Raw genomic sequence first — 21,097 nt, forward strand, 5'->3', positions numbered from 1 at the left:
TCCGAACTATCGAAGTCCGCTGAGGGCGGTTCAGGAAATCCGCAGGATGGAAGAACACGGACTGCTTATTGTCGAACAGCCCGTAGAATGATGCAGGATCGATTTCATGGCGCAAATCCGCCAGCGAATTTCCACGCCGCTGATAGCCGATATTGGATGGATGCCGTTGAATTGGCAAAACGCGAGGGGGCGGATGTGCTCAGCGTCTACGTCAGCGAAAGCGGAGGCCTGTTCAGCGATTTAAAAGCGTTTTCAATTGCGGAAGCGGCGGACATGCTCGCGCTCAACGGCAGCCAGTGCGGAATGGGGATCGCCACGCCCAGCTTCATCTTGCCGTTGATTCCGTTCCCGAAGATCATTGGAGAGTTTCCGAGTCGGGCAGCATATCTAAGTCCACCTCATGGACAGGTTGAATGAGTGCGACCAAAGAATTCCTGAGAAACCACTTTCTATGGCGAGTGGCTAAGGGGATGTGCGTTTGCGCTTTTTTCGGCACAACATTTTCTTGAGTTTCAATTTGGTTCCGCGAAAGTTGATGTCTCACTCTTTCAGTTATATCGAAATTTTGAGATTTAGAGAGCATTTGAGAGATAGGTGTTCTCATAGAGGGAGGATAGTTTAGTGTTAGTTGCTCCTGATATAGTCAAATTCTGAAGTTAGTTTCAGGGTGTCAGTTAGTTTTGTAGAGGCAGTTTTCCCCCGCTCATTAGTTTTATCTTCACGTATCTTAAAGTCCGTTTCCCAAATGCTAACCTCCGGACGGGCGTTTCCTCATCGTTAGTTTCTCATAGGCCTAGATTATTCAACAAGCTAATAGGTGATGTAATAAAATATCACATTAAAATTCAAAAAATGAGAATTTTCAATTGAGTCATGTAACAATATACTACATAAAAACTGAAAAATAGAAAATTTTGATTGACAATTACCAGAATATTAATATACTGAAGCTATTGATGCATCACATATCATTGTGAAGGGGGCTCTAAATGTCAGGAATAATATCATCAAAAAAATGGCTCGGGTTGGTCATTTGCTTGGCGTTCACAGTTTTTACGGCCGCATGCAACTCTAGCAGCTCCCCATCTCAGGCAACCGCTTCCACTTCGGTTTCGTCTGAAACCAAGATTCAGGGTTCGATCGAAGTGGGCGTGCTGCAAGCGGAGGGAACTTCCGGATACCAGTTTGCCGTTGATATGGCCAAGTCGATCACCGATAAACATCCCGGTACGGATATTAAATATCTATTCGCCAACACCCAGGCGCGTCCGGCGATTGATCAACGCTGGAGATCCGGAAATCCGCCGGATCTTGACTATTCTGTATTTAATTCCAAGCTTTCGAGAACGCATGAATTTGTCACGGGCGGCTTGCTTGAAAACTTGAAGCCCCAGATGGAGCAAACTCTTCCCTCAGGCGGCAAATGGCTGGATACTTTCCAATCCGCAGTGTTGCCTTTAATGGAATTGAACGGCGGCTATTACGCTATCCCAACGGAAATCACGGTGTTTGACCTTTTCTACAATGAAAAGATGTTTAAAGAATTTGGAATCAAGCCTCCAACGACTTGGGATGAACTCCTGACTGCGGGAGAGACGCTGAAATCCAAAGGAATAGACCCGATCGCAATAACAGGCCAAGTTGACCCGTACATGGCAATGTGGACGGATTACTTGTTCGCGAGGGAGGTAGGCGGACAGAAAGCTAGTGAAGCATTGTTCGGTAAAGGTGTGGCGGACGATCCCGGATTTTTACGTGCTGCGCAAAAGATTCAGGATATCCGCGATAAGGGCTTCTTTCTCAAAGGTTTTAAAGGAACCGACTTCACCGCCGCGCAGCTGGCGTTTTTCCAAGGCAAAGCAGGCATGATTCTGGTGGGAAGCTGGCTGGCGTCGGAAATGAAAGATTCCATTCCTGCTGATTTTCAACTGGGTGTCACGGCTTTCCCTGCAATCAAGGGAGGTCAAGGAGACCAGAAGGAGCTGTTCGGAACAGCGAACATGCTATCGCTGTCTGCAGCGTCCAAGAGCAAGGATCTGGCGATCGAATATCTCAAGCAAATCACAGATGTTAAACTTCAGGAAAAACGCGCGGAAACGATGTCGCTCATCTCGCCGATAAAAGGCGTGCCTGCACCGGCTAATCTCAAGGGAATAGACACTGTCGTAAGCGAGGGAAAGATAATTCAGAGATACCTAGGACTGGAAAATAATCCAGAGCTTCAAAACGTATACGGGGTCGAAGTCAACAAGCTCTTCTTCGGGGATTCCAGCGCCGAACAGTTCATTGCGAATCTCGACAAGATCATCAAGTCCCATCAGAAGAAATAAAACGGTAAAACGAACTGAGGAGCTTCATGCTCCCTTGCATGTCGAGATGCGGATCAGGAATCGACCGTAGGCGGGATGGTCAGCCTGCGGTCCAAGACACGATGAGCACCCTCAAGTTGGTTTATCTGCTGTTTTACTATGGCTCCAAAGCTTACGCCGTTTCTTGGGTGGATCGTTTTACGCAAACCGGGGACCGGTCATCCCCTTCCAAAAGGGTGAATTGAATGTATGCCAAAAACCGACAAAAATTGATCGTTCCCATGCTGCTTCCTGCCATGCTGCTTCTCGTCGTGTTTTTCTATTGGCCCGCCGTGAATACCGTTTGGGTTTCCTTTACGGATTGGAGCGGTGTACTGAAAAGCGGAAACTTTGCCGGGTTCGCTAATTACCATGCTCTGTTCAACGATTCCTTCTTTCTTCTGGCTGTCCGAAATACAGGCATGTTCTTTCTGATCGCGTGCATCATCATGTTTCCGTTGACCTTGTTTCTGGCAGTGGCTTTACGCAAAATTCCGGTAGGCGGGGGGACGTTCCGCTTCACGGTATTCGCGCCGGTCGTGCTGTCGGTCGTTGTGGCTGCGGTAGTATGGAAGTTCCTACTTAATCCGGAGATCGGCTTGTTCAATGAATTGCTTCGCCTGGCGGGATTGGAATCGTTGACCCGGGCTTGGTTGGGGGAACCTTCCATTGCCTTGGTGGCCGTCGTGTTGGCATCGATATGGCACGGGATCGGCACATGGGTCATCCTGGTTATGGCCGGAATGGACCGCATACCGACCGAACTATATGATGCCTCCGTCATCGATGGGGCGAATGAATGGCAATCCTTTCGTCACGTTACGTTTCCGCTTCTGGGCGAAGTTCTGCGTTCGTTGCTGATTTTGTCATTTGTGCAAGCAATGCAGGCATTCTCGTTTATTTACATCATGACCCGCGGCGGACCGCAAGGAAAAACGGAAGTGATGGGCAGCTACTTGTACAAAATGGCTTTCGAAGGACAGGAGTTCGCTTACGGGGCGGCACTGTCGGTGTTCATGGTTGTTATCATCATCGTCATTAGCGCCGTCGGCAGCAGGCTCTTCAAGCGGGACACATCCCAATATTGAGGTGATGGCATGAGGATTCTGAAAACCAGCACAAAAATTTACTATTTGGTGCTCATCCCATACGGTTTGTTTACCGCGTTCTGCTTTGCCTGGCTTGTGGTGACTTCCTTAAAATCGAATGCCAGTTTCTTCGCCACGTCCCCATGGTCGTTTCCTGACAAATTTCAGTGGGGCAACTATATCCGAGCATGGGAAATAGCCAACATAGGCAGTTATTTCGTCAACAGCATGATCGTCACGACGGTGGCCACGCTAGGAACTTTGATCATTGCAAGCATGGCAGCCTACATCGTGGCGCGTATTCCTTTTCGATGGAGCGGCATGGTTCAGATCTTTTTTCTTGTCGGCATGATGCTGCCGCCGTTCATGATCGTCATTCCCCTGTATTCGGTATTGCAGACGATGTTCTTACTGAACAGCATCTGGGGATTGATCTTCGTTTACATTACGACACAGATTCCATTCAACTTATTCATCATTTCCAGCTTCTATAAATCGATTCCATACGATTACGAAGAAGCGGCAGCCATTGACGGAGCCGGTCCGTTCCATATTTTCGCCCGCATTATCGCCCCGCAGACATGGCCTGCATTAGTAGGGTGCGGAATTATCAATGTGCTTCACAATTGGAACGAATTTTTGTATGCGCTGGTCTTCGTCAGCGACAAGAAAAACTATACACTGCCGCTGGGATTATTCCGGCTGAACGAAACGGCGCTGTATTCGGCGGATTGGGTGACCTTGTTTGCCGGTATGGCGATATCGAGTGTTCCGGTTCTGATTCTGTTCGCTCTGATGCAGAAGCATTTTACTTCCGGCATGTCGCAAGGAGCGTTGAAATAATCAACGATTGCGACAACTTCTAACAATTCGATTGATTGCGGGGGAGAAACCGATCATGATGGTATGGCCATTGGAACCGAAAATGTTTGCCCCATATGGGGACGTAGTCGTTGTCGGAGAAGAACCAGGATATGTTTTGCGGATCCGGGATGACCGCGCGACCGGCTGGATCTGGGCGACAAGTTGTCCGTCATCCGAACCCGTGCAGGAGATGGGATTTCATCCGAACAGCGATGAGGTATTCATCCCGGTGCACGGTGCCATGGTGCTGTATGTAGCCGAACAGGATCGACCCGATGATATCAAGGCTTTTCATTTGACCGATCCAATCCGCATACGCTCCGGTGTTTGGCATGCCATCGTCAGACGTTCGGAAAAGGCACTTCTTCATATTGTGGAGAATGCAGATGTAACGGGAGTAACGAGGAAGCTTGGCCGTGTATTGGAATAATTTATGCGGTCCCGGCAGGGCGAATATGAACATCATAATGTTTGAAGCTTTCTGGTGAACCCATTCCTTTAATAAATTTAGGTGGTGGCCGTTGGTGGATTATTCGTCCATTTTTACCGAAATGAACTCCGTCTCCATAAGCGAAATGGTATATGAGGCTATCAAGAGCTCGATTCTATCTAGGAAATTAAAGGACGGGGAGCAGTTCAACGAGCGAGCAATCGCCAAGCATATGGGAACTAGCGTTTCCCCGGTCAAGGATGCGCTCCGCAAGCTGGAGAAGGAAGGATTAGTGGTCATTATCCCGCGAAAAGGTTCGTTTGTAGCGGAAGGCATAATGACATCCATAGAAGAGATTTATATGGTTCGGGCAGCGATGGAATCGGTCGCCGCTTATTTGGTCGCCCAAAAGCTGACCCCCGAGAACGCCGAAGTGCTCCGAAACCATTTTCGGATGATGGAAGAGGCGACCTGGAAAGAGGATTTGAAACACACAATGGAGTTAAATCGCAAATTTCATGTGCTAATTCGGAAGCTTGCAAACAATTCGTATCTGATGCGGCAACTGGATGTCATCCGATCATTCGAAATATCCACGCTGCAGGAAGAGTTCTTGTCCGAGCCGGCAGAATTGGGAAGGGCGCTTGCAGACCACGAAGGCATTCTGAAGGCAATTCTGGAACGGAACGCGCCTCTGGCCGAGAAAAGGACATCCGAGCACATTCATCGTACGGTCGAGTATCTGCGTACCAAAATGTCGTCGCGGACTTCATAAACAAGGTCTACGCGGCCATTAGCTTGTTCTTTTTCGGATACGTATGATGCATCACATGTCACTAGATAGGTTGGAGGGGTTCGGTTTATGAAAATTACCAAGGTCGAAGCGGTGCCGGTTTGCGTGCCGCGCTTAAAAACAATGAAAGCGTTCGGAGGAACAATTACCGCATCCGACTTTGCCATTGTTTTTATCGACACAGATGAGGGACTTCAAGGCTTGGGTGAAATCTCGATGAATGTGGATCGCAACGGGCGGTCGCTCAGCCGTGACGTCAATGAAATCTTCGCTCCGCTGCTAATCGGTCAGGATCCTCTTCAAGTCCACCGGCTGTCAACGTTGATCGATAAAACCATCTTGGGATCCGGGGCCGCAAAATCAGGGGTTGAGATGGCCTTAATGGATCTTGCAGGCAAGGCGTTGAACGCGCCTGTGTACCAACTACTGGGAGGGAAGTGTAGAGACGAAGTCTCGGTAACGTGGGGATTTCCCTACGGAAATCCGGAAGAAACAGCCGAAGAAGCATTGGAATGGGTTGAGAAAGGCTTCATGCACCTGAAATTCAAAGTAGGCAGACCGGGAACGGGCTTGGATCAGGCAACCTTGCATGCCGTTCGCAAACGCGTAGGAAACGGTCCCACCATCCGGGTGGATGCGAATACGGCTTACAGCAGCCCACTTGAAGCGGTACAGGAAATCATCCGGATGGAAGAGTTCGGGCTTTTGCTCGTCGAGCAGCCGGTAGAAGGACGAAGGATCGATTTTATGGCGCAAATTCGTCAACGCATCACGACTCCGCTGATGGCCGATGAATCGATGTACCATTGGAAGGATGCTGTGGAGTTGGCGAAATGGGAAGCGGCCGATGTGCTAAGCATTTATATCAGCGAAAGCGGCGGCGTGCTCAGCGCTTGGAAGGCATTTGCCATCGCCGAAGCGGCGGGGATGCCTGGATTGATTGGCAGCCAGTGCGAGATGGGCATCGCGACAGCAGCGCAGCTTCATCTGGCCGTCAGCATTCCGGAAATGAAATATGCCTCGGATATAACAGGCCCGCTGCGTTATCCGGATACACTGGTTGAGCAGCGGTTCGAATACCGCAATGGGTTCGTGAAGCCGCCGGAAGGCATTGGACTCGGCGTTACGCTGGACCGGGAAAAGTTCAATTATTACCGCAGCGATCGCTGATACGAAAGGGGATGAAGCAAGATGAACATATTGCAACGTTTGGAAGACCTTCAAATTACGCTGGCGCCTCCCGTTTCGAATAACAAGCCTTATGGAACTTATGTAGTTATTGGAAATATGGTGTTCCTGTCAGGTCACGGACCGGACAGGGCAGGCGCCAAATGGAAGGGTGGCGTAGGAACGTCTTATTCGGTAGAAGAAGGATACACCGCAGCCCGCTCCTGTGCGGTGAATTTGCTCTCTACCCTTCAGGCAGCCGTCCCGGACCTAAATGCTGTACGGATTGTTAAAGTGACCGGTTTCGTTCAGGCACCGTCCGGATTTGCGGAACAGCCGCAGGTTATCAATGGCTGTTCCGACCTGCTGCGAGAACTTTACGGGGACGAACGTGGAAAGCACGCCCGGTCGGCAATTGGAGTAGCGAGTTTGCCCAATGATTGGCCGGTTGAAATCGAAATGATCGCAGAAATCGTCCAGGCGGTTACGGCATTAACGAGGACATAACGGGAAGTAGGAGCGAACCATGAAGTTGCAAATAAGTGAAGTGCGTAAGCAGCTTGGGGATATTCAAGGCATTCATGTCGTTCCGTTTCGCGAGGACGGGGCAGTAGACGAAGAGGCCTTGGTCGTACATCTGCAAAACTTGTCGTCGTCCGGCATCCCTGTGATCGTCACTTGCGGCAATACTGGTGAATTTTATTCCCTCAGCTTGGAGGAAGCGCGGAGCGTTACGCGAATTGCCGTGAAGACTGTGGGAGACCGGGCATTGATGGTCGGAGGGATTGGATATGATACGGCAACCGCGGCCGAGATGGGACTTTACGCGGAGGAATGCGGCGCACAAGCGCTCATGCTGCATCAACCCGTCCATCCTTTTCAGAGTGAGAGAGGGTATTTCGAATATGTTAAAGCGATATCGATGAAAACCAAATTGCCGCTTCTTCTATATGTGAAAATACCGCTTTCTCCGGAGTGGTTTCCACGGCTCGCTGACTTGGACGGTGTGATCGGCGTCAAATATGCTGTTCCCGATCCATTGGCGTTCGCTGAAGCCGTCCGAACAGAAACCGAACGTCTCGTATGGATCTGCGGCTTGGCCGAAATGTGGGCGCCTCTGTTCGCCGAAGCCGGCGCGACAGGCTGGACGAGCGGTTTGGTCAACGTGGCCCCCGCCATCTCAATCGGCATGCGGGATGCGCTGGAGCAGGGGGATAAGGAGCGCCTGTGGAAGTTGTGGCATTTAGCCGTTCCTTTCGAGAAGCTTCGCGCCCGCTATCATGATGGAAACAACGTATCCGTTGTGAAGGAAGCTATGGCCCAGCTCGGATTGGGACCGAGACATGTCCGGCCTCCGATTCATGAACTTCCGGCCGAAGAGCGGGCGGAAGTCGACAGGATCTTGCGAACGTTGGCATCATACTAATGAGAGGATGTGGGACCGGTCATGAAATGGTTGGATGCTCATGTGACGGTCGGGGATGGGGTACATTTCAAGCTTGATCCCGGCCGGCTTCTAGATGCTATGGACAGGCATGAAGTGGAGACGGCTGTATTGTCGCCGCCGGATCATGAAGTTGCCTTCCATAACGAGGAAGGCAACGAATCCATGCTCAAGCTGATTCGCGCTTATCCGGGAAGATTCGCCGCATATGCCGTATATTCCCCCTGGCGTTCGCTGAAGGGGACGGCTCCTCTGGAAAAAGCATTGGAAGGCGGCTGCAGGGGGATAAAGCTGGATGTTATGGTACAGGGCTGTTCTCTGTTAGATCCTATAGTGGATCCGCTCATCGATGCCGCGCGCCGCCACCGCGCTTTCGTTTATGTGCGCACCGGCGCTTCCATGCATGCCTTGCCGCTTCAAGCTGCGGAGCTTGCGAGGCGTCATCCGGACGTATCATTCATTCTGGGCCGGATGGGAAAAACCGATTACGCCGTAGAAGCCATCCCGGCACTGCTTCAGGTTGACAATTTGTATGCGGAAACCGTTCATAATTACGTGCCCTATTTGAAGACGCTTATCGCAAAAATAGGGGTAGGACGAATCTTATTTTCATCCGATTTGCCGCTTACTTCTTATGAACGAGAAACGGAAAAAATCAAGGATCTGCAATTGCCCGACGAACTATTGGAACCGATCGTTCATGGCAATCTGCTTCGATTGCTTTCACCGGATAAGGAGGGTTTATATGATCGTTGACGCCCATAGCCATTTGATGTGGTATCCGGACCACTTGGACAAACGTTACGCGGAGGCTGCGCTCGCTTCCAAGCTGGTAAAGCTCAAACGTTCCGGAGGAGAGGCTTACCAGGGCAAGTTGGATTTGCACGCCTATGACTCGCTCCCGGAAGAACATTGGAAAGCGTCTGAACCCGCCGGCAAAGTCGTCGTATTCGGACTGCAGGCAAGGCACTCGGGCATATGGATCCCCAACGAAATCATCGCCCATTACCGGGATGAGCATCCCGAGAAGATCGAAGGCTGGGCGTCCGTCGATCCAACACAGGATGGTTATCTGGATGAGTTCTATCACTGTATAGAGACACTTAAGCTTACCGGATTGAAATTGGGGCCGATCTATCAGAATATTCATCCCCAGGATCCACGAATGCATCCTCTCTATGCTGTATGTCAGAAATTGGGGATGCCCATCATGTTTCATCAAGGAACGACTTTCCCGAGACAAGCACCATTGAAATACGCAAGTCCGCTGCAAATTGAAGATATAGCCATCCAATATCCGGAATTGAAAATGATCATCGCGCATCTCGGTCATCCTTTTGAAGACGAGACCGTTGCCGTGATCCGCAAACAGCCGAATGTATTCACCGACATCTCCGCCGTTCATTACCGGCCATGGAGGTATTGGGACTCCATGGTCAAGGCGGTGGAATACGGAGTTGAAAATAAAATTTTGCTGGCTTCCGACTTTCCTTCCGGCACGATTACGAATGTCATCAACGGCTTGAAGAACATCAACAAAGTTGTGGACGGAACGCCGCTTCCCCGCATCTCCGATGAAGTGATAGACATGATCATGCACGAGAACTGGAAATCCATTTTTCCTCAATGGGCCAGCTCGAACAAGGAAGTGTAGTCATGACCGCTGTTATCAACATTGCGGTGATTGGATGCGGAGACATCGCCTTTCAAGCGCATTTTCCTAGTTTTCTCAGACAGGAAAGAATCCGGGTTCAGGTCTTGTGCGATCCCGATCGGGAAAAATTGCGCAGAGCGGCGGATTTGTTTCCCGAAAGCACCGTCTATACGGATTCGGACGATGCGCTGTTGCACCCCGACATTCAAGCTTCTTTCATCCTTACGCCGCCTGCCGCTACGCCGCATTTGGTGATGGAAGCCTTGAAGAGGAACACCCCCGTGTTCTGTGAGAAACCTATGGCGCTTCAAGAGAATCTGGCTCTCCAAATCATCGAGTTGGAGAAAAAGGCCGCCGTTCCAGTTCAAGTGGGGATGAAGAATAGCTTTCATCCTCTGATGACCGAACTACGGGAACGGATCTGTGCCGGATGGTTCGGTTCACCTGTTGTTTACCGGATCGGCGTATTCGATGAGGTGTTTGATCCGGATAATACGGAACATACGGGACGAATTGTGCGTGCATTGCAGGAAGGAAGCCCCCTTGCCCATGAGGGGGCGCATGTCGCAGAGTGGCTTCGCGAGTTTACGGATAATGCGGCTGCTGCGTCTGTTCGGGCGGACGGGGTCCGCTCGGAACCCCATTGGCCTAGCCCGAATTATGTTACGGCGTCCGTGTCGTTCGACAACGGAGACTTGGCGCAAATCGACGCAGGTTGGCTGTATCCCGCTTTCTTCCGGAGTTCGATCGACGTCTTCGGACCCAAAGGCGTCGCGCGGTTAACCCGCGCGGAGAACACCCTGGCTTTCCGGCGATTGAACGAAGAGGAAGTCATCACGGAAGACCGCGATTGGAATGTCTTATGCTTTGACCGCCAGCTGAACCACTTTATCAAGTGCCTGGATGAACGGTTGACGCCTTCGCCGGGCACCAGAGAAGCGTTGTACGGAATCCGCCTGATCGCCGCCATCGAACATGAATTAAGGGAGGGACAAGCCTATGGGCAGCCGGCTCATCCATGATGATGAAGGAAGAGTGTTGGAACATCAATACGAGGAGATATCCCGGTTCAGCATCGCACGGAAGCTGCTGAAACTCGAGCCGGGCGATTTTCCGCTTGAGAGGTCAAAGCTCTGTTTGTTTGTGGCCGAGTACGATGGAAACACATTACCGCTCGAAATTTTCATTAATGGAACTCGCTATGAACTGCATTCGGGGGAAACCAAGAGACTTTTCCATTGGAGACAGCTAGAAGTGGATCCCGCAGATTGGATTCCAGGCTTGAATGTGGTCGAACTACGCAGTTCAGAGCTGGCCCACTGTACATGGATGATGGCGGTAGAAAACCGGCCCGGTCCGCTGCGCAGCCAGAAAAGCTTCGACGAAGGTGTGAGTTGGCAGGATGGGAGATTGGGCGTGAATTATACCGTGCAAGGGGAATACCTGATCAGGCTGTTGGTTGAAGGACCATCGATCCCGAAGGAGCGGGATTATCCGCAGCTTGTATTTCAATCTCTCAATCATCCGGCACTCGCAAGGTTTTCACAGTCCGAGCAGCTGCATGAAATTACGAAGGCCGCCGAAGGGGACTACGGCAAAGCGGTGTTGCTGTGCAGTTGGGCTGGAAAACAATGGAGATATACATACGGCACGGTATACACGCCTTTTTTTCTCCCTACGCTGCTGCATTGGAGAAGAAACGAAAGGGGGCACGGATCGGGCAGTGTCCGGGGCTACTGCGTTCATTACGCCCATTTGTTGATCCAGGCATGTTGGGCAATTGGGATTCAGGCACGCGGAATTGCGCTGCCTCCCTATGACAAGACGAAGGGGAGCGGTCATTTTGTGATGGAAGCTTTCTGCAGGGATCAGGACAAGTGGGTCATGTTCGATGCGAATTACGATTTGCACCTTCGCAAGGATGGCGTGCCTCTCCATACGGCCGAATGGATGGCGTTGCGCAACCGGGGAGATTCAAATCGAATTGAAGTCGTTCGAGGGACGTCATTTGGATTTAACGATAAATTTGATTTTTTCCTTGATCATCTTCACACGGCGAGATACGAAAATTTCGCCGTGCCTCTCCGCAGTGACTTGTTGGACAGACCTGACCTGTATCTAGTGCACCATGGAGCGATTCCTGCCGTGGACTACCATGAAACGCAATTTATCTATTACGATGTATCCGGAACGTTGGAAGAAAGATTTCCCTATGCAACGAAAGACGCAAATCGGCTATATGCGGCTCCCCATGTCGCCATAAGGAGTGAATAAGAATGATATTCGATTTTCATCTTCATTTTCCATTCGGACGAAGCGGAAGTCCGAAATGGAAGGATGAAGACTTCCTGGACATGATGGATTCGGCCGGTGTCGCGAAAGGTGTCATCTTTACGATTGACGGATTTTACACGGAACGGTACGAAGTCGAGAACGAAGGGCTTTGCGAAGCAGCGGAACGGCAGCCCGAGCGTTGGGTTCCTTTCTGTTCGGTAAATCCCAAACAGGGAAAAGCGGCGATCAAGGAAGCCATACGTTGTTTCGAACAGCTGCGAATGCCTGGGATGAAGCTGCATCCGTGGATACAAGGCTTCCATCCGATTTGCAAGGAAATGGAAGAAATTTGTGAAATTGCCGGCCATTATCGGGCGCCTATCCTATTCCATGACGGGACGCCTCCGAACTCTTACCCACTCATCATCGGCTGGTTGGCCGAAAAGCATCCGGAAACGACGTTTATTTTGGGTCACGGAGGGCTCTTCGATTTATGGCAGGAAGCGGCGGTCGTCGTCAATCGTCATGCCAACGTTTACGTGTGCGTATGCGGGACGGCTCCTGAAGGCATATTCCGCAAGGTTGTCGAAACGGTGCCGTCCGACCGGGTGCTCTTCGGTACGGATGCCGGATTAAGCCGCGACACCTATATGGCTCAATTTCGAACTCGAATTGTAAAGCAAATGCCGCTCGAAGAATCGCTGCGCCGAAAGTGGCTGTATGAGAATGCAGACATCCTGCTGGCGCGAAGCGGAATACGGTCGACAAAATGATGGGAGTGGGAAATATGCATATGTTGATGGACATGACGCGGGAGGAAATCAGAAGCATCGCGCCCGACGCTACCGTCGTGCTGCCGGTCGGAGCGGTTGAACAGCATGGGTATCATTTGCCCGTATCCACGGATGTTCTGCTTGTGGAGCGAATCGCCGTGCTGAGCGCAGAGCTTGCAGGGCTGGAAATTCCGCTCGTGCTGGCTCCAACGCAGCCATTCGGCTTTTCCCACCATCATTTTTTATACCCGGGAGCAATGTCGCTCCCTACGGACTTGCTGCAGAAAGTGCTGGTGGAGCTTGTTGAAAGTCTGATCCGCAGTGGATTTCACCGGATCTTTATTTTGAACGGGCACGGAGGCAATGAAGAATGCGTCCGGATTGCGGCACGGATGGCTGCACTTCAACACCCGGTATTGGCCGGAGCCGGTTCTTATTGGACGATGGCGTGGGATGACATGCGCGAGTACGGACTTCAGCAGGGCTTATACGGGATGCCCGGACATGCCGGCGCATTCGAGACGTCGATGATGTTGGCTGTCCGTCCGGATTTGGTGCATATGGATCGTGTGCCGGTACGGCAAGGGCATGAGGCTGGACCCCCGGGAAAAGGGCTGCTGGAGCGCCCGAGAATCGAGCACCACGCATCCTGGTCCCGGATCGACGGATATTCGGACGAGCCGCTTAAGGGAGAGACGCGTCACGGAACGGCTCTGCTGAAAATCATCTCAAAGGCGGTAGCGTCCGAATTTATTACGTTTCATCACAAGTTATGAACCGTTTCTCTGTTTATCTATACCCCTGGGCACTGCAAGATCAGGTGTTGAAGCCGTCGCGGATGAGCTGCTTGTCATCGGACCGCTACATAGCCGGACTGGATGCTGGCGTGTTCGTTGAAGCTTGCTAATTCTAATTGGGAAGGTGCTACAAAGCTTTTAATCTCTATTATTTTAAGCTTTAAAATTATTAGTAATTGGAGGGAAGTAGAAGATGAGTGTGATTCGAAAAGGGTATTCAAGACAAATGCTTCGCATTGGTGGGGTGCTTATGGTTGTAGTTACGTTATTTTGGCAGACTCAAATATCTTACGCTCTAGGAAATGCATCTTCAGAACGAGTGACGGCCGCAACGATTACCGACTCGCTGCATATTGGAAACGTGGTACCGACATGGGGACAGCAGATACCGAAGCTTGTTTATGACGGGAAATGGTATTATGCAGCCTCCTTGGATGGTGAAATGTATAACTATCCATGGGATGGAAAAATATTTAAATCTCCGGACGGCGTGAACTGGTCGCTTGCAGCACAATTCAATAATCAAACGACCTATCAGCCTCCAGGATTGCTGCTGGATTATAAAGGCGACCTACATATGCAAGTGGGCTGCTATGGATATGCAGATAAGCCTTGTTTCCCGGGTTTTCAAACGAATGGAACTGGTGCGGTTTCCTATCACCATGTTGTGTTCAATAACCGTCTTGCAGATGGATCGTTTGATTTCTCCACTTTTGCAGATCACAGTGTAATGAACAGTCCGTTCTATTATATGGGAACGGCTGTTGATAAAACCGGTCGGTATATTTATACGGCATACGCGGATGATGTCTGGGATCTTCATTTGGCGGTATTCGATGTAAAGAAAAACGATTATATCGTGCAAAAAGTCATTGTGACTCCTCCTTCTAATAGAGCTTGGTTGTACCCTAAAGTACAACCTGGAAACAAGCCTGGTGAAGTGAGTATTTTAACCGGCCAGTATGTATTGGGATCTCCCAACTCTGCAGTTTATGATGACGTTTTCTACCTGAATAGTACGGATTTCGGTCAAACTTGGTCCTCACCGCAACTCGTAACCCATGTTGATAATCCTAACGGATATGAACGTTGGGTCGACGCGACGGATCTTGCCATTGATGCCCACGGGCAGATTCACATGTTGTATTTTGAGAAATCTGACGGCAATCCGGATAACGAGCTGTGGTATAAGGAAGGAATAAACGGCTCGCCGGTCGGATTAGGCAAGCTGGATAATCATGCTCAGCTCAAAATCGCTCCAAATGGAGAACGATTTATTTTTACAAGTGAAGGTGCAGGACTGGCAGTGTACCGCAGCACGGACGGTGTCCAATGGTCAAAGGAATATTATCCGGTCGACCATGTTCAGAGCATCTTTTGGCCGACGTTAGTTGAAAAAAGTAATGGAAGTAAAACGAAACCGCATGAGGTTAAAATGATTGTAGCGGGACAGGTTTCAGGGAGCAATGCATTTTCTCATTTATTGATGCTTACTTATAGCTGGTCTCCAAATCAACAAGGTAATAACGAGGCGGAATAATATGATTATGTAGCCCATTAAGATCTACACAAACTGATAGAAAGGTGCTGGCCAAGAATCAAATCCAGCACCTTTTGTTTGCTTAGCTTCGTATGCCGAATTTCAGCCCAGTTGACATCATTCCAGCCTAAATGGAAAAAACTCTACGTAAACCCGGGATTCTCTTCAGTCTAAATGTTCAATGCCAGGGCAAAATAGAAAACAACTTTTTCAGTAGTGAATTGTCTCCTCTTTCAGTTGAGGATGAACAGTCTGGATCGACTTAGAGACACGATTAAAAAAGCGCTCCTGCGAATATTTCCGCAGGAGCGCTTTTCGTAGGAATAGATTGTCTGGCTTAGCGATAGTCGGCGCGAATGTCCAGCTTGCCCGTTAATCCGGTCAGATCGATTGTATCGGTGGCGGAATCGAATTGGCTAAACGGTCGTCCGTTCACATTGACGCCGGTCAACTGCTTGCCATCGGGAACCCGCAGTCTGAGCTGCAGGCTTCCGATCGGAGTCCGGTCAGGCACATCCAGGTCGACATTGACCTTATTGTGCTTAATATTGGAAGTAATCGTATAGCTAATTGGACCAAATGAGGTCGGCGAGTTTTGAACCTCGATTTTTTTACCTTCATCCAACCAGTCTCTCGGTGTGGAAAAGGCTAGCTGCAAGCTTTGAGGCTCTCCTTTGTTATTAGTCACTTCATTGATCAGCATGAGGCGCAGCAGTCTCAGGAATAAACCGTTGTTGGCGCTGTTTGGCGAGAGATACATTCCTCGGTAATATTCATCCGATGCCCAACCGTTCTCGAAGCTCGGCGGGGTACATGGGGCTCCAATCTCGCAGGCTCCAAACTGTAACGGCCATTTGGAAGCTAGCGGACCGATATTAGCCGCTTCGCCGGTAATAAAAGTATTTCTAGTCATTCCATGGGCAAGTTGGTTGTACAGGCTCAGAACCAACTGATCGGATTGGTCGTTATCCGCCAAAAACTTCGCTTGTTCAACTGCGTATACGCTGTTGATTGCGCCATCCCGTACCTTCAGCAGTCCCAGTATGCGGGAGCCGTAATTATACAGATATTGGAGCGTAGCTATGGCCTCTGGAGATTCTGGTTCGTAGACATGGGCAGAATAGCCATATTGCACCACAAGATTCCAGTAACTGCCCAGAAGAGTCGACGGAATGTCAAGATAAGGCTCCTCTTTATCCAGCAGCATAACTGGCGTAAATAGACTTCCGTCTGCCAGTGTAATGCTAGAATCCTGTACAGCTTTGTCAAACCATGTACGCAGATCGTCTGCAACAGCTTTGTAAGTATCGCTCAGCTGATTTTCCCCCATCTGCTCCCAGACGGATGAAATGCTTTGCAATCCATATAGAGCCGTTCCGATCTGATGCAGCCCATAGACCTTGCCTTTCACGTCGCTGGAATATTGCTGCTGTGCTAGCAAATGGTTAGGGTCGCTGGCATGCTGGGCTGCTAGATCGGCAGCGTAGCTCTCGTATGCCGTCAGGTTCTCCTTAATTAGGGAGGGGTCGCCTGTTAATCGATAATAATCGGCGGCATGGGATAGTTTCTCGCCGATTTCCCAGTTGCGCCGGTCAATTCCTTTGGACTTGGGCAACAGGTCCTGCAGTGCTTGCTTATAAACATTCGTGAACCCGTAGCGTCCAATTGTATCCATTGTGCTACTGCTTTCCGGCTGATAGAAGGCCTCATAAGCATTTCCGAGACTATAGCGCCATGTCATTAGCAGGTCTTGAATCAGGAGGTTGCGCTGGGCATCCATAATCTTAGATTCAGGCACCTTGAGCAGGCTTCCCTCGGATAGCCGGTTGTTCCAGTAAGTGGAAGAATTTTCCGAGGCCTGTTTCTGCCCCTTCTTGTCAGCCGTTATCGCCGGAGCGTTTGCTACAGGGGAAACCGGCCGAATAAAATACACGGAAGTTTTCCCGTTTTTCTCAAGACCCAGGTCGTAGACCAGATCGGAATTGCTGAAGGTGGCGCCAGGGCTGAAATAAAGATAGGTTTGGCCTTGATCGTCCATCAGCTTATTGCCTTCTTGATGCAGATCGCAGTTCCCGCAAACCTGAATCCGGATGGCGGACTGTCCCGATTTCTTCATGCTGTGGTCTGCCGTGATTTCCACATAACTGGCAATCGTGTCGGTACCTGGAATAGCCGTCGCAAGTGACTCCTGATGATACGTGATTCCTTGATGATCCTTATAATTGAGCTCGAGGATAGGGAGGTAACCCTTGTACAATTCGGGTGTGCTCAGGTTAGTCAGGCAAGAACCGAATTGCTCTTTACCATCGGCTCCGACGAAAATCCGAGAGCTGAGGTTGCCCACTTTGTTTGAGATAATCTGGCTGCCGTCCGCCACGGTAAGGGCCACATTGCCCGGCGTAGTCGGCTGCTGGGGCTGCCCGAACGGTATGTAATAGACGCCGGTATCAGTTAGGAATCCTCCCCCCGCGGCCGGGGCAATGGCATACATGATGGGAGAGAGGTAATCTTTCACGTTGTCATAGGTAGGACCTTCCGGCTTGGCAAGAACCTGCTGGCCCCAGATATCCTGTGTTGTCGTCAATGCTTCGACGACTCCGTTCTTGTACTGGCTGCTCAAGGCGGGCGAGTTGGTCCCCGGAGGGCAGCCTACCGTACCGGGGTTAAGACCTACGGCTATCGGAGCCCCGTTATCTGCAGCAGACGTCGGGAAAACAGCTGAAAAGAAAACGCACATAAGGACAATGGACGAAAGTATCGATTTGATCGGCTTTCTCATCGATGAAAGTCACTCCTTTTTCATTATTGGTGTCATTGTCTTTACTATCCGAATTACCTCATCTCACCACCTCCCCAATTTTAAAAACTCTGAATAACGGAATTGATGCCAGTTGCCACTAAGAGTATGAAAGTCAAGCGCCGAAACGCCGTTTGGTTGATTCTCTTGTGCAGCACGGAGCCGAAAGCTTGACCGATAAAAATTGCCGGAATCAACAGCAAATCCAGGAGCAGGTCGGTATGGAAACGTCCGATAGAGAGTAAAATCGCTAGACTTGCCGGGTAGACAACACAGTAATAGGCCATGGATGTGCCTCGAAAGATGTTCTTGTCCATATTCTTCGACATGAGATAAAAGATGATCGGTGGACCTGGCACTCCGATGCTGGAGGTTAGAAACCCTGACAGAAACCCGATCCGTTTGCCGTCCCCCAGAGGAAAACGAATTTTAATCATGATGGATAAGGCTGATAAGATGATTGCGAAGCCGACGATCAGCTTCAACCACGCGACATCTGCGGTATAATACAATAGTCCGCCAAGCGGCAATCCGAACAGACTGCCTATTAAAAGCCGCTTCAATAAGAGTTTGTCGATATCTTTAACTACCCTTGGAAGGGTAGTTAAAGAAGAAATCAAAGACAGAAACACGCTTAATAAGATTGCATAATGGGTTGGATACAACAATATAAACAAAGGAATAGCGATAATAGCGAACCCAAAGCCGGTGCTGGTTTGAATCATTGCTGCCAGCAGTACGATGGGAAAAGCGAGCATCCATTCACTCCACATACGAGTCTCCTTACAGGCGCATCGGCGGCGGGTCGAGGTAGACTGTCTTGACCTGGGTGAAGAACTCGCGGGCAGACTTGCCCTGCTCCCGGGAATTGGAGCTGGAGTCCTTCATGCCGCCGAATGGAACGTGCGGTTCCGCGCCTGCCGTTTCGGAATTGACGTGCACGATGCCACACTCGACCTCTTCGATGAAATGCATAGCTTTGGCAATGTCCCGGGTGAAAACCGCTGCGCTCAGGCCGAAGTTGCTTCTATTAACCATGGAGACAGCTTCGTTCGCATCTGCGGCTGAGATCACGGACACGACAGGGCCGAATATCTCCTCCGTGGCGATACGGCTTCCGGGGTCCACATCCGTGAAGACGGCGGGGGACATAAAATAACCGCCCATATCAATCGACTCTCCGCCCGTTGCAAGTCGGGCTCCTTCCCGTTTACCGATCTGGATATATTCGAGCACGGTTCGCTTCTGGTTAAGGGAGGCTAGAGGGCCCAAGTATGTTTGTGAATCCAGCGGATCACCGACTTGGAGTTTACGGCTGCGCTCGACCAGTGCTTCGCTAAAGGCATTCACTAACGGTGCTTCCACGATAACCCTGCTGGTGGCGGTGCATTTTTGCCCTGTTGAACGCATGGCGCCGCGGATCGTCATCTCTACCGCCAAATCCAGATCGGCATCCGATAGAACGACGACGGCGTTTTTACCGCCCATCTCCAATTGAAACTTAGTTCCTTTCTCGGCGCAGACGGCAGCGATGCTTCGCCCCACGCCATTGGAGCCCGTAAAGGAAATGCCTTGCAAACGGGTATCCGCGACCAGCGCGGATCCGAGAATGGAGCCTTGACCGTACACTACGTTTAATACACCTTCCGGCAGTCCGGCATCTACTAGCGCTTGCGTCAGATGATATGCCGTGAGCGGAGTTAATTCCGCCGGCTTCCAGACTACGGTATTCCCATAGACGAGGGCGGGCGCAATCTTCCATGCCGGAATGGCGATCGGGAAGTTCCACGGTGTGATGATCCCGACGACGCCCAGTGGAACCTGTCGGGTATAGAGCAGGGTGCTTGGGTCGGTTGCCGCATAAACATGCCCCGTCTCTTGTCGGGATTCACCGGCATAATAGCGTAGGAGCGCAGCTGCGCGCATCGTTTCTCCTTTAGCTTCGGGGAAGGTTTTCCCCTCCTCCAGGGAGAGATCCCGGCTGATTTCATTGGCTCTTGCCGTGAGGATATCGGCTGCGCGGTACAGAATTTCCCCTCGTGCCACCAAGCTCATGCTGCGCCACTTGGGATAAGCAGCCGCCGCAGCCGCGACGGCATCCTGCATATCGATCGGGTCGCTTTCCGGAAATTCCCCCAGGACCTCCGTGTTTCGGCTGGGGTTGAAATCTTGTAAAACTCGCCCGGAACGGGCAGCAACCCATCGGCCGTCTATAAGATTTTGATAAGAATCCATAATGATGCCTCTCCTTTCTGCACTGGCGTCCAGAAGGGATTATCCCTTGAGGGCACCTGCCGTAAGCCCCTTGGTGATTTGTTCCGATAGCATTAAATACAGAATAAGGACCGGAAGCATGGTGATCATCATACCGGCGCACAGATAGACCCATTGGGCGGTGACCTCAGCGTTAACATCGAGATGGTATAAGCCGACGGCGACGCTGTAGTTGGATGGCCGGGTCATAAAGATCAGCGCGTAGAAGAACTCGTTCCATGCCCAAAGAAAGTTGACGACGAATATTGCAGACATTCCCGGCATCGCCATAGGAATGAAGATAAGAAAGAAAGATTTTGCCAGATTGGCGCCGTCAACGACCGCAGCCTCTTCCAATTCATGGGGGATGGCTTTAAAGAAGCTGGTCAAGTAATAGATAGAGAACGGCAGCATCATTCCCGTATAGATGACAATAAGCCCGGCCTTTGAATTGACCAAATGCAGGCTCTCCCAGAAGAAGTAGAGAGGAACGACTGCTAAAATAACCGGCATCGTAATGCCGATGAGGAAAAACTGCTTTAGAATCTTGGCCCCCTTGACGCCGTTAATACGGGAGAGAGCATAAGCCGCCAATGTGGAGACCGCTAGAGCGCTCGCCGTGGAGGATACGCTCAATAGGATGCTATTGCCGAAATAGGAGCTCATTTTAGCGCGGTTCCAAGCTTCCGCATAGTTTTCCCAGCGCCAATTCTTTGGCAGCTCCCAGGGCAGGGAGTTGAGAAATTCGGCATTGTCCTTCAGGGATTGCATCACAACCCAGAGAAAGGCTCCGATAATTACTGCTGCATAAAGTGAAAGTATGAAGTAAATCGTGCATTTTTTTCCACTTGCTAGAGACATTTTTTTTTCGCCTC

At 50.5% G+C, this 21,097-nt stretch carries 20 protein-coding genes; 16 read left to right on the forward strand and 4 right to left on the reverse strand.

Annotation, left to right across the window (positions count from 1 at the left end; genetic code table 11):
• The first annotated feature begins 87 nt into the window (after window positions 1-87).
• From ACFPYJ_RS15750 to ACFPYJ_RS15825, 16 genes are all read left to right on the forward strand, one after another.
• Window positions 88-417, forward strand: coding sequence for a hypothetical protein (locus ACFPYJ_RS15750; RefSeq protein ID WP_379189114.1), 330 nt, complete (start codon window positions 88-90; stop codon window positions 415-417).
• Window positions 418-989: 572 nt separating this feature from the next.
• The gene (locus ACFPYJ_RS15755) at window positions 990-2,330 is read left to right on the forward strand and encodes an ABC transporter substrate-binding protein (RefSeq protein WP_379189115.1); all 1,341 of its coding nucleotides are present in this window, start codon (window positions 990-992) and stop codon (window positions 2,328-2,330) included.
• Window positions 2,331-2,554: 224 nt separating this feature from the next.
• Window positions 2,555-3,436 carry a carbohydrate ABC transporter permease gene (locus tag ACFPYJ_RS15760; RefSeq protein WP_379189116.1) on the forward strand — a complete coding sequence of 294 codons (882 nt, stop codon included), beginning with the start codon at window positions 2,555-2,557 and terminating at the stop codon, window positions 3,434-3,436.
• A 9-nt stretch (window positions 3,437-3,445) separates the two neighbouring features.
• Window positions 3,446-4,279: a carbohydrate ABC transporter permease gene (locus ACFPYJ_RS15765; protein WP_379189117.1), complete on the forward strand. Its 834-nt coding sequence runs from the start codon at window positions 3,446-3,448 to the stop codon at window positions 4,277-4,279.
• Window positions 4,280-4,334: 55 nt separating this feature from the next.
• Window positions 4,335-4,730, forward strand: a complete 396-nt coding sequence (locus tag ACFPYJ_RS15770) for a hypothetical protein (RefSeq protein WP_379189118.1) — start codon at window positions 4,335-4,337, stop codon at window positions 4,728-4,730.
• 94 nt (window positions 4,731-4,824) lie between these two features.
• Entirely contained in the window at window positions 4,825-5,505 is a 681-nt protein-coding gene (locus ACFPYJ_RS15775; protein WP_379189184.1) for a GntR family transcriptional regulator, read from the forward strand.
• An 87-nt stretch (window positions 5,506-5,592) separates the two neighbouring features.
• The gene (locus tag ACFPYJ_RS15780; protein WP_379189119.1) at window positions 5,593-6,693 is read left to right on the forward strand and encodes a mandelate racemase/muconate lactonizing enzyme family protein; all 1,101 of its coding nucleotides are present in this window, start codon (window positions 5,593-5,595) and stop codon (window positions 6,691-6,693) included.
• Between the two features lie 21 nt (window positions 6,694-6,714).
• Window positions 6,715-7,197 (forward strand): RidA family protein, encoded by a 483-nt coding sequence (locus tag ACFPYJ_RS15785; RefSeq protein ID WP_379189120.1) that lies wholly within the window; start codon window positions 6,715-6,717, stop codon window positions 7,195-7,197.
• Between the two features lie 19 nt (window positions 7,198-7,216).
• On the forward strand, window positions 7,217-8,116 hold the full coding sequence (locus ACFPYJ_RS15790; protein WP_379189121.1) for a dihydrodipicolinate synthase family protein: 900 nt from the start codon (window positions 7,217-7,219) through the stop codon (window positions 8,114-8,116).
• A gap of 21 nt (window positions 8,117-8,137) precedes the next feature.
• Entirely contained in the window at window positions 8,138-8,890 is a 753-nt protein-coding gene (locus ACFPYJ_RS15795) for an amidohydrolase family protein (RefSeq protein WP_379189122.1), read from the forward strand.
• Entirely contained in the window at window positions 8,880-9,788 is a 909-nt protein-coding gene (locus tag ACFPYJ_RS15800) for an amidohydrolase family protein (protein WP_379189123.1), read from the forward strand. Before ACFPYJ_RS15795 ends, ACFPYJ_RS15800 begins: the two co-directional genes overlap by 11 nt.
• A gap of 2 nt (window positions 9,789-9,790) precedes the next feature.
• Complete coding sequence (locus ACFPYJ_RS15805) at window positions 9,791-10,810, forward strand: Gfo/Idh/MocA family protein (protein WP_379189124.1); 1,020 nt, start codon at window positions 9,791-9,793, stop codon at window positions 10,808-10,810.
• The gene (locus ACFPYJ_RS15810; RefSeq protein WP_379189125.1) at window positions 10,788-12,062 is read left to right on the forward strand and encodes a transglutaminase-like domain-containing protein; all 1,275 of its coding nucleotides are present in this window, start codon (window positions 10,788-10,790) and stop codon (window positions 12,060-12,062) included. Before ACFPYJ_RS15805 ends, ACFPYJ_RS15810 begins: the two co-directional genes overlap by 23 nt.
• A 2-nt stretch (window positions 12,063-12,064) precedes the next feature.
• On the forward strand, window positions 12,065-12,835 hold the full coding sequence (locus tag ACFPYJ_RS15815) for an amidohydrolase family protein (RefSeq protein WP_379189127.1): 771 nt from the start codon (window positions 12,065-12,067) through the stop codon (window positions 12,833-12,835).
• Window positions 12,836-12,849: 14 nt separating this feature from the next.
• On the forward strand, window positions 12,850-13,611 hold the full coding sequence (locus ACFPYJ_RS15820) for a creatininase family protein (RefSeq protein ID WP_379189128.1): 762 nt from the start codon (window positions 12,850-12,852) through the stop codon (window positions 13,609-13,611).
• Between the two features lie 214 nt (window positions 13,612-13,825).
• Window positions 13,826-15,172 carry a hypothetical protein gene (locus tag ACFPYJ_RS15825; RefSeq protein WP_379189129.1) on the forward strand — a complete coding sequence of 449 codons (1,347 nt, stop codon included), beginning with the start codon at window positions 13,826-13,828 and terminating at the stop codon, window positions 15,170-15,172.
• A gap of 337 nt (window positions 15,173-15,509) precedes the next feature.
• On the opposite strand, the gene ACFPYJ_RS15830 is transcribed toward ACFPYJ_RS15825, so the two are convergent.
• The 4 genes from ACFPYJ_RS15830 to ACFPYJ_RS15845 form a co-directional block, all read right to left on the reverse strand.
• Window positions 15,510-17,951 (reverse strand): hypothetical protein, encoded by a 2,442-nt coding sequence (locus ACFPYJ_RS15830; protein WP_379189130.1) that lies wholly within the window; start codon window positions 17,949-17,951, stop codon window positions 15,510-15,512.
• Window positions 17,952-18,031: 80 nt separating this feature from the next.
• The gene (locus tag ACFPYJ_RS15835; protein WP_379189132.1) at window positions 18,032-18,742 is read right to left on the reverse strand and encodes a sulfite exporter TauE/SafE family protein; all 711 of its coding nucleotides are present in this window, start codon (window positions 18,740-18,742) and stop codon (window positions 18,032-18,034) included.
• Window positions 18,743-18,752: 10 nt separating this feature from the next.
• Window positions 18,753-20,204, reverse strand: a complete 1,452-nt coding sequence (locus ACFPYJ_RS15840) for an aldehyde dehydrogenase family protein (protein ID WP_379189133.1) — start codon at window positions 20,202-20,204, stop codon at window positions 18,753-18,755.
• Between the two features lie 39 nt (window positions 20,205-20,243).
• A complete protein-coding gene (locus ACFPYJ_RS15845) occupies window positions 20,244-21,083 on the reverse strand; it encodes a carbohydrate ABC transporter permease (protein ID WP_379189134.1) in 840 nt (279 codons plus the stop codon).
• Window positions 21,084-21,097 lie beyond the last annotated feature (14 nt).

The sequence above is a fragment of the Paenibacillus solisilvae genome (assembly GCF_042656405.1).
GTDB classification, from domain to species: Bacteria; Bacillota; Bacilli; order Paenibacillales; family Paenibacillaceae; genus Paenibacillus_Z; species Paenibacillus_Z solisilvae.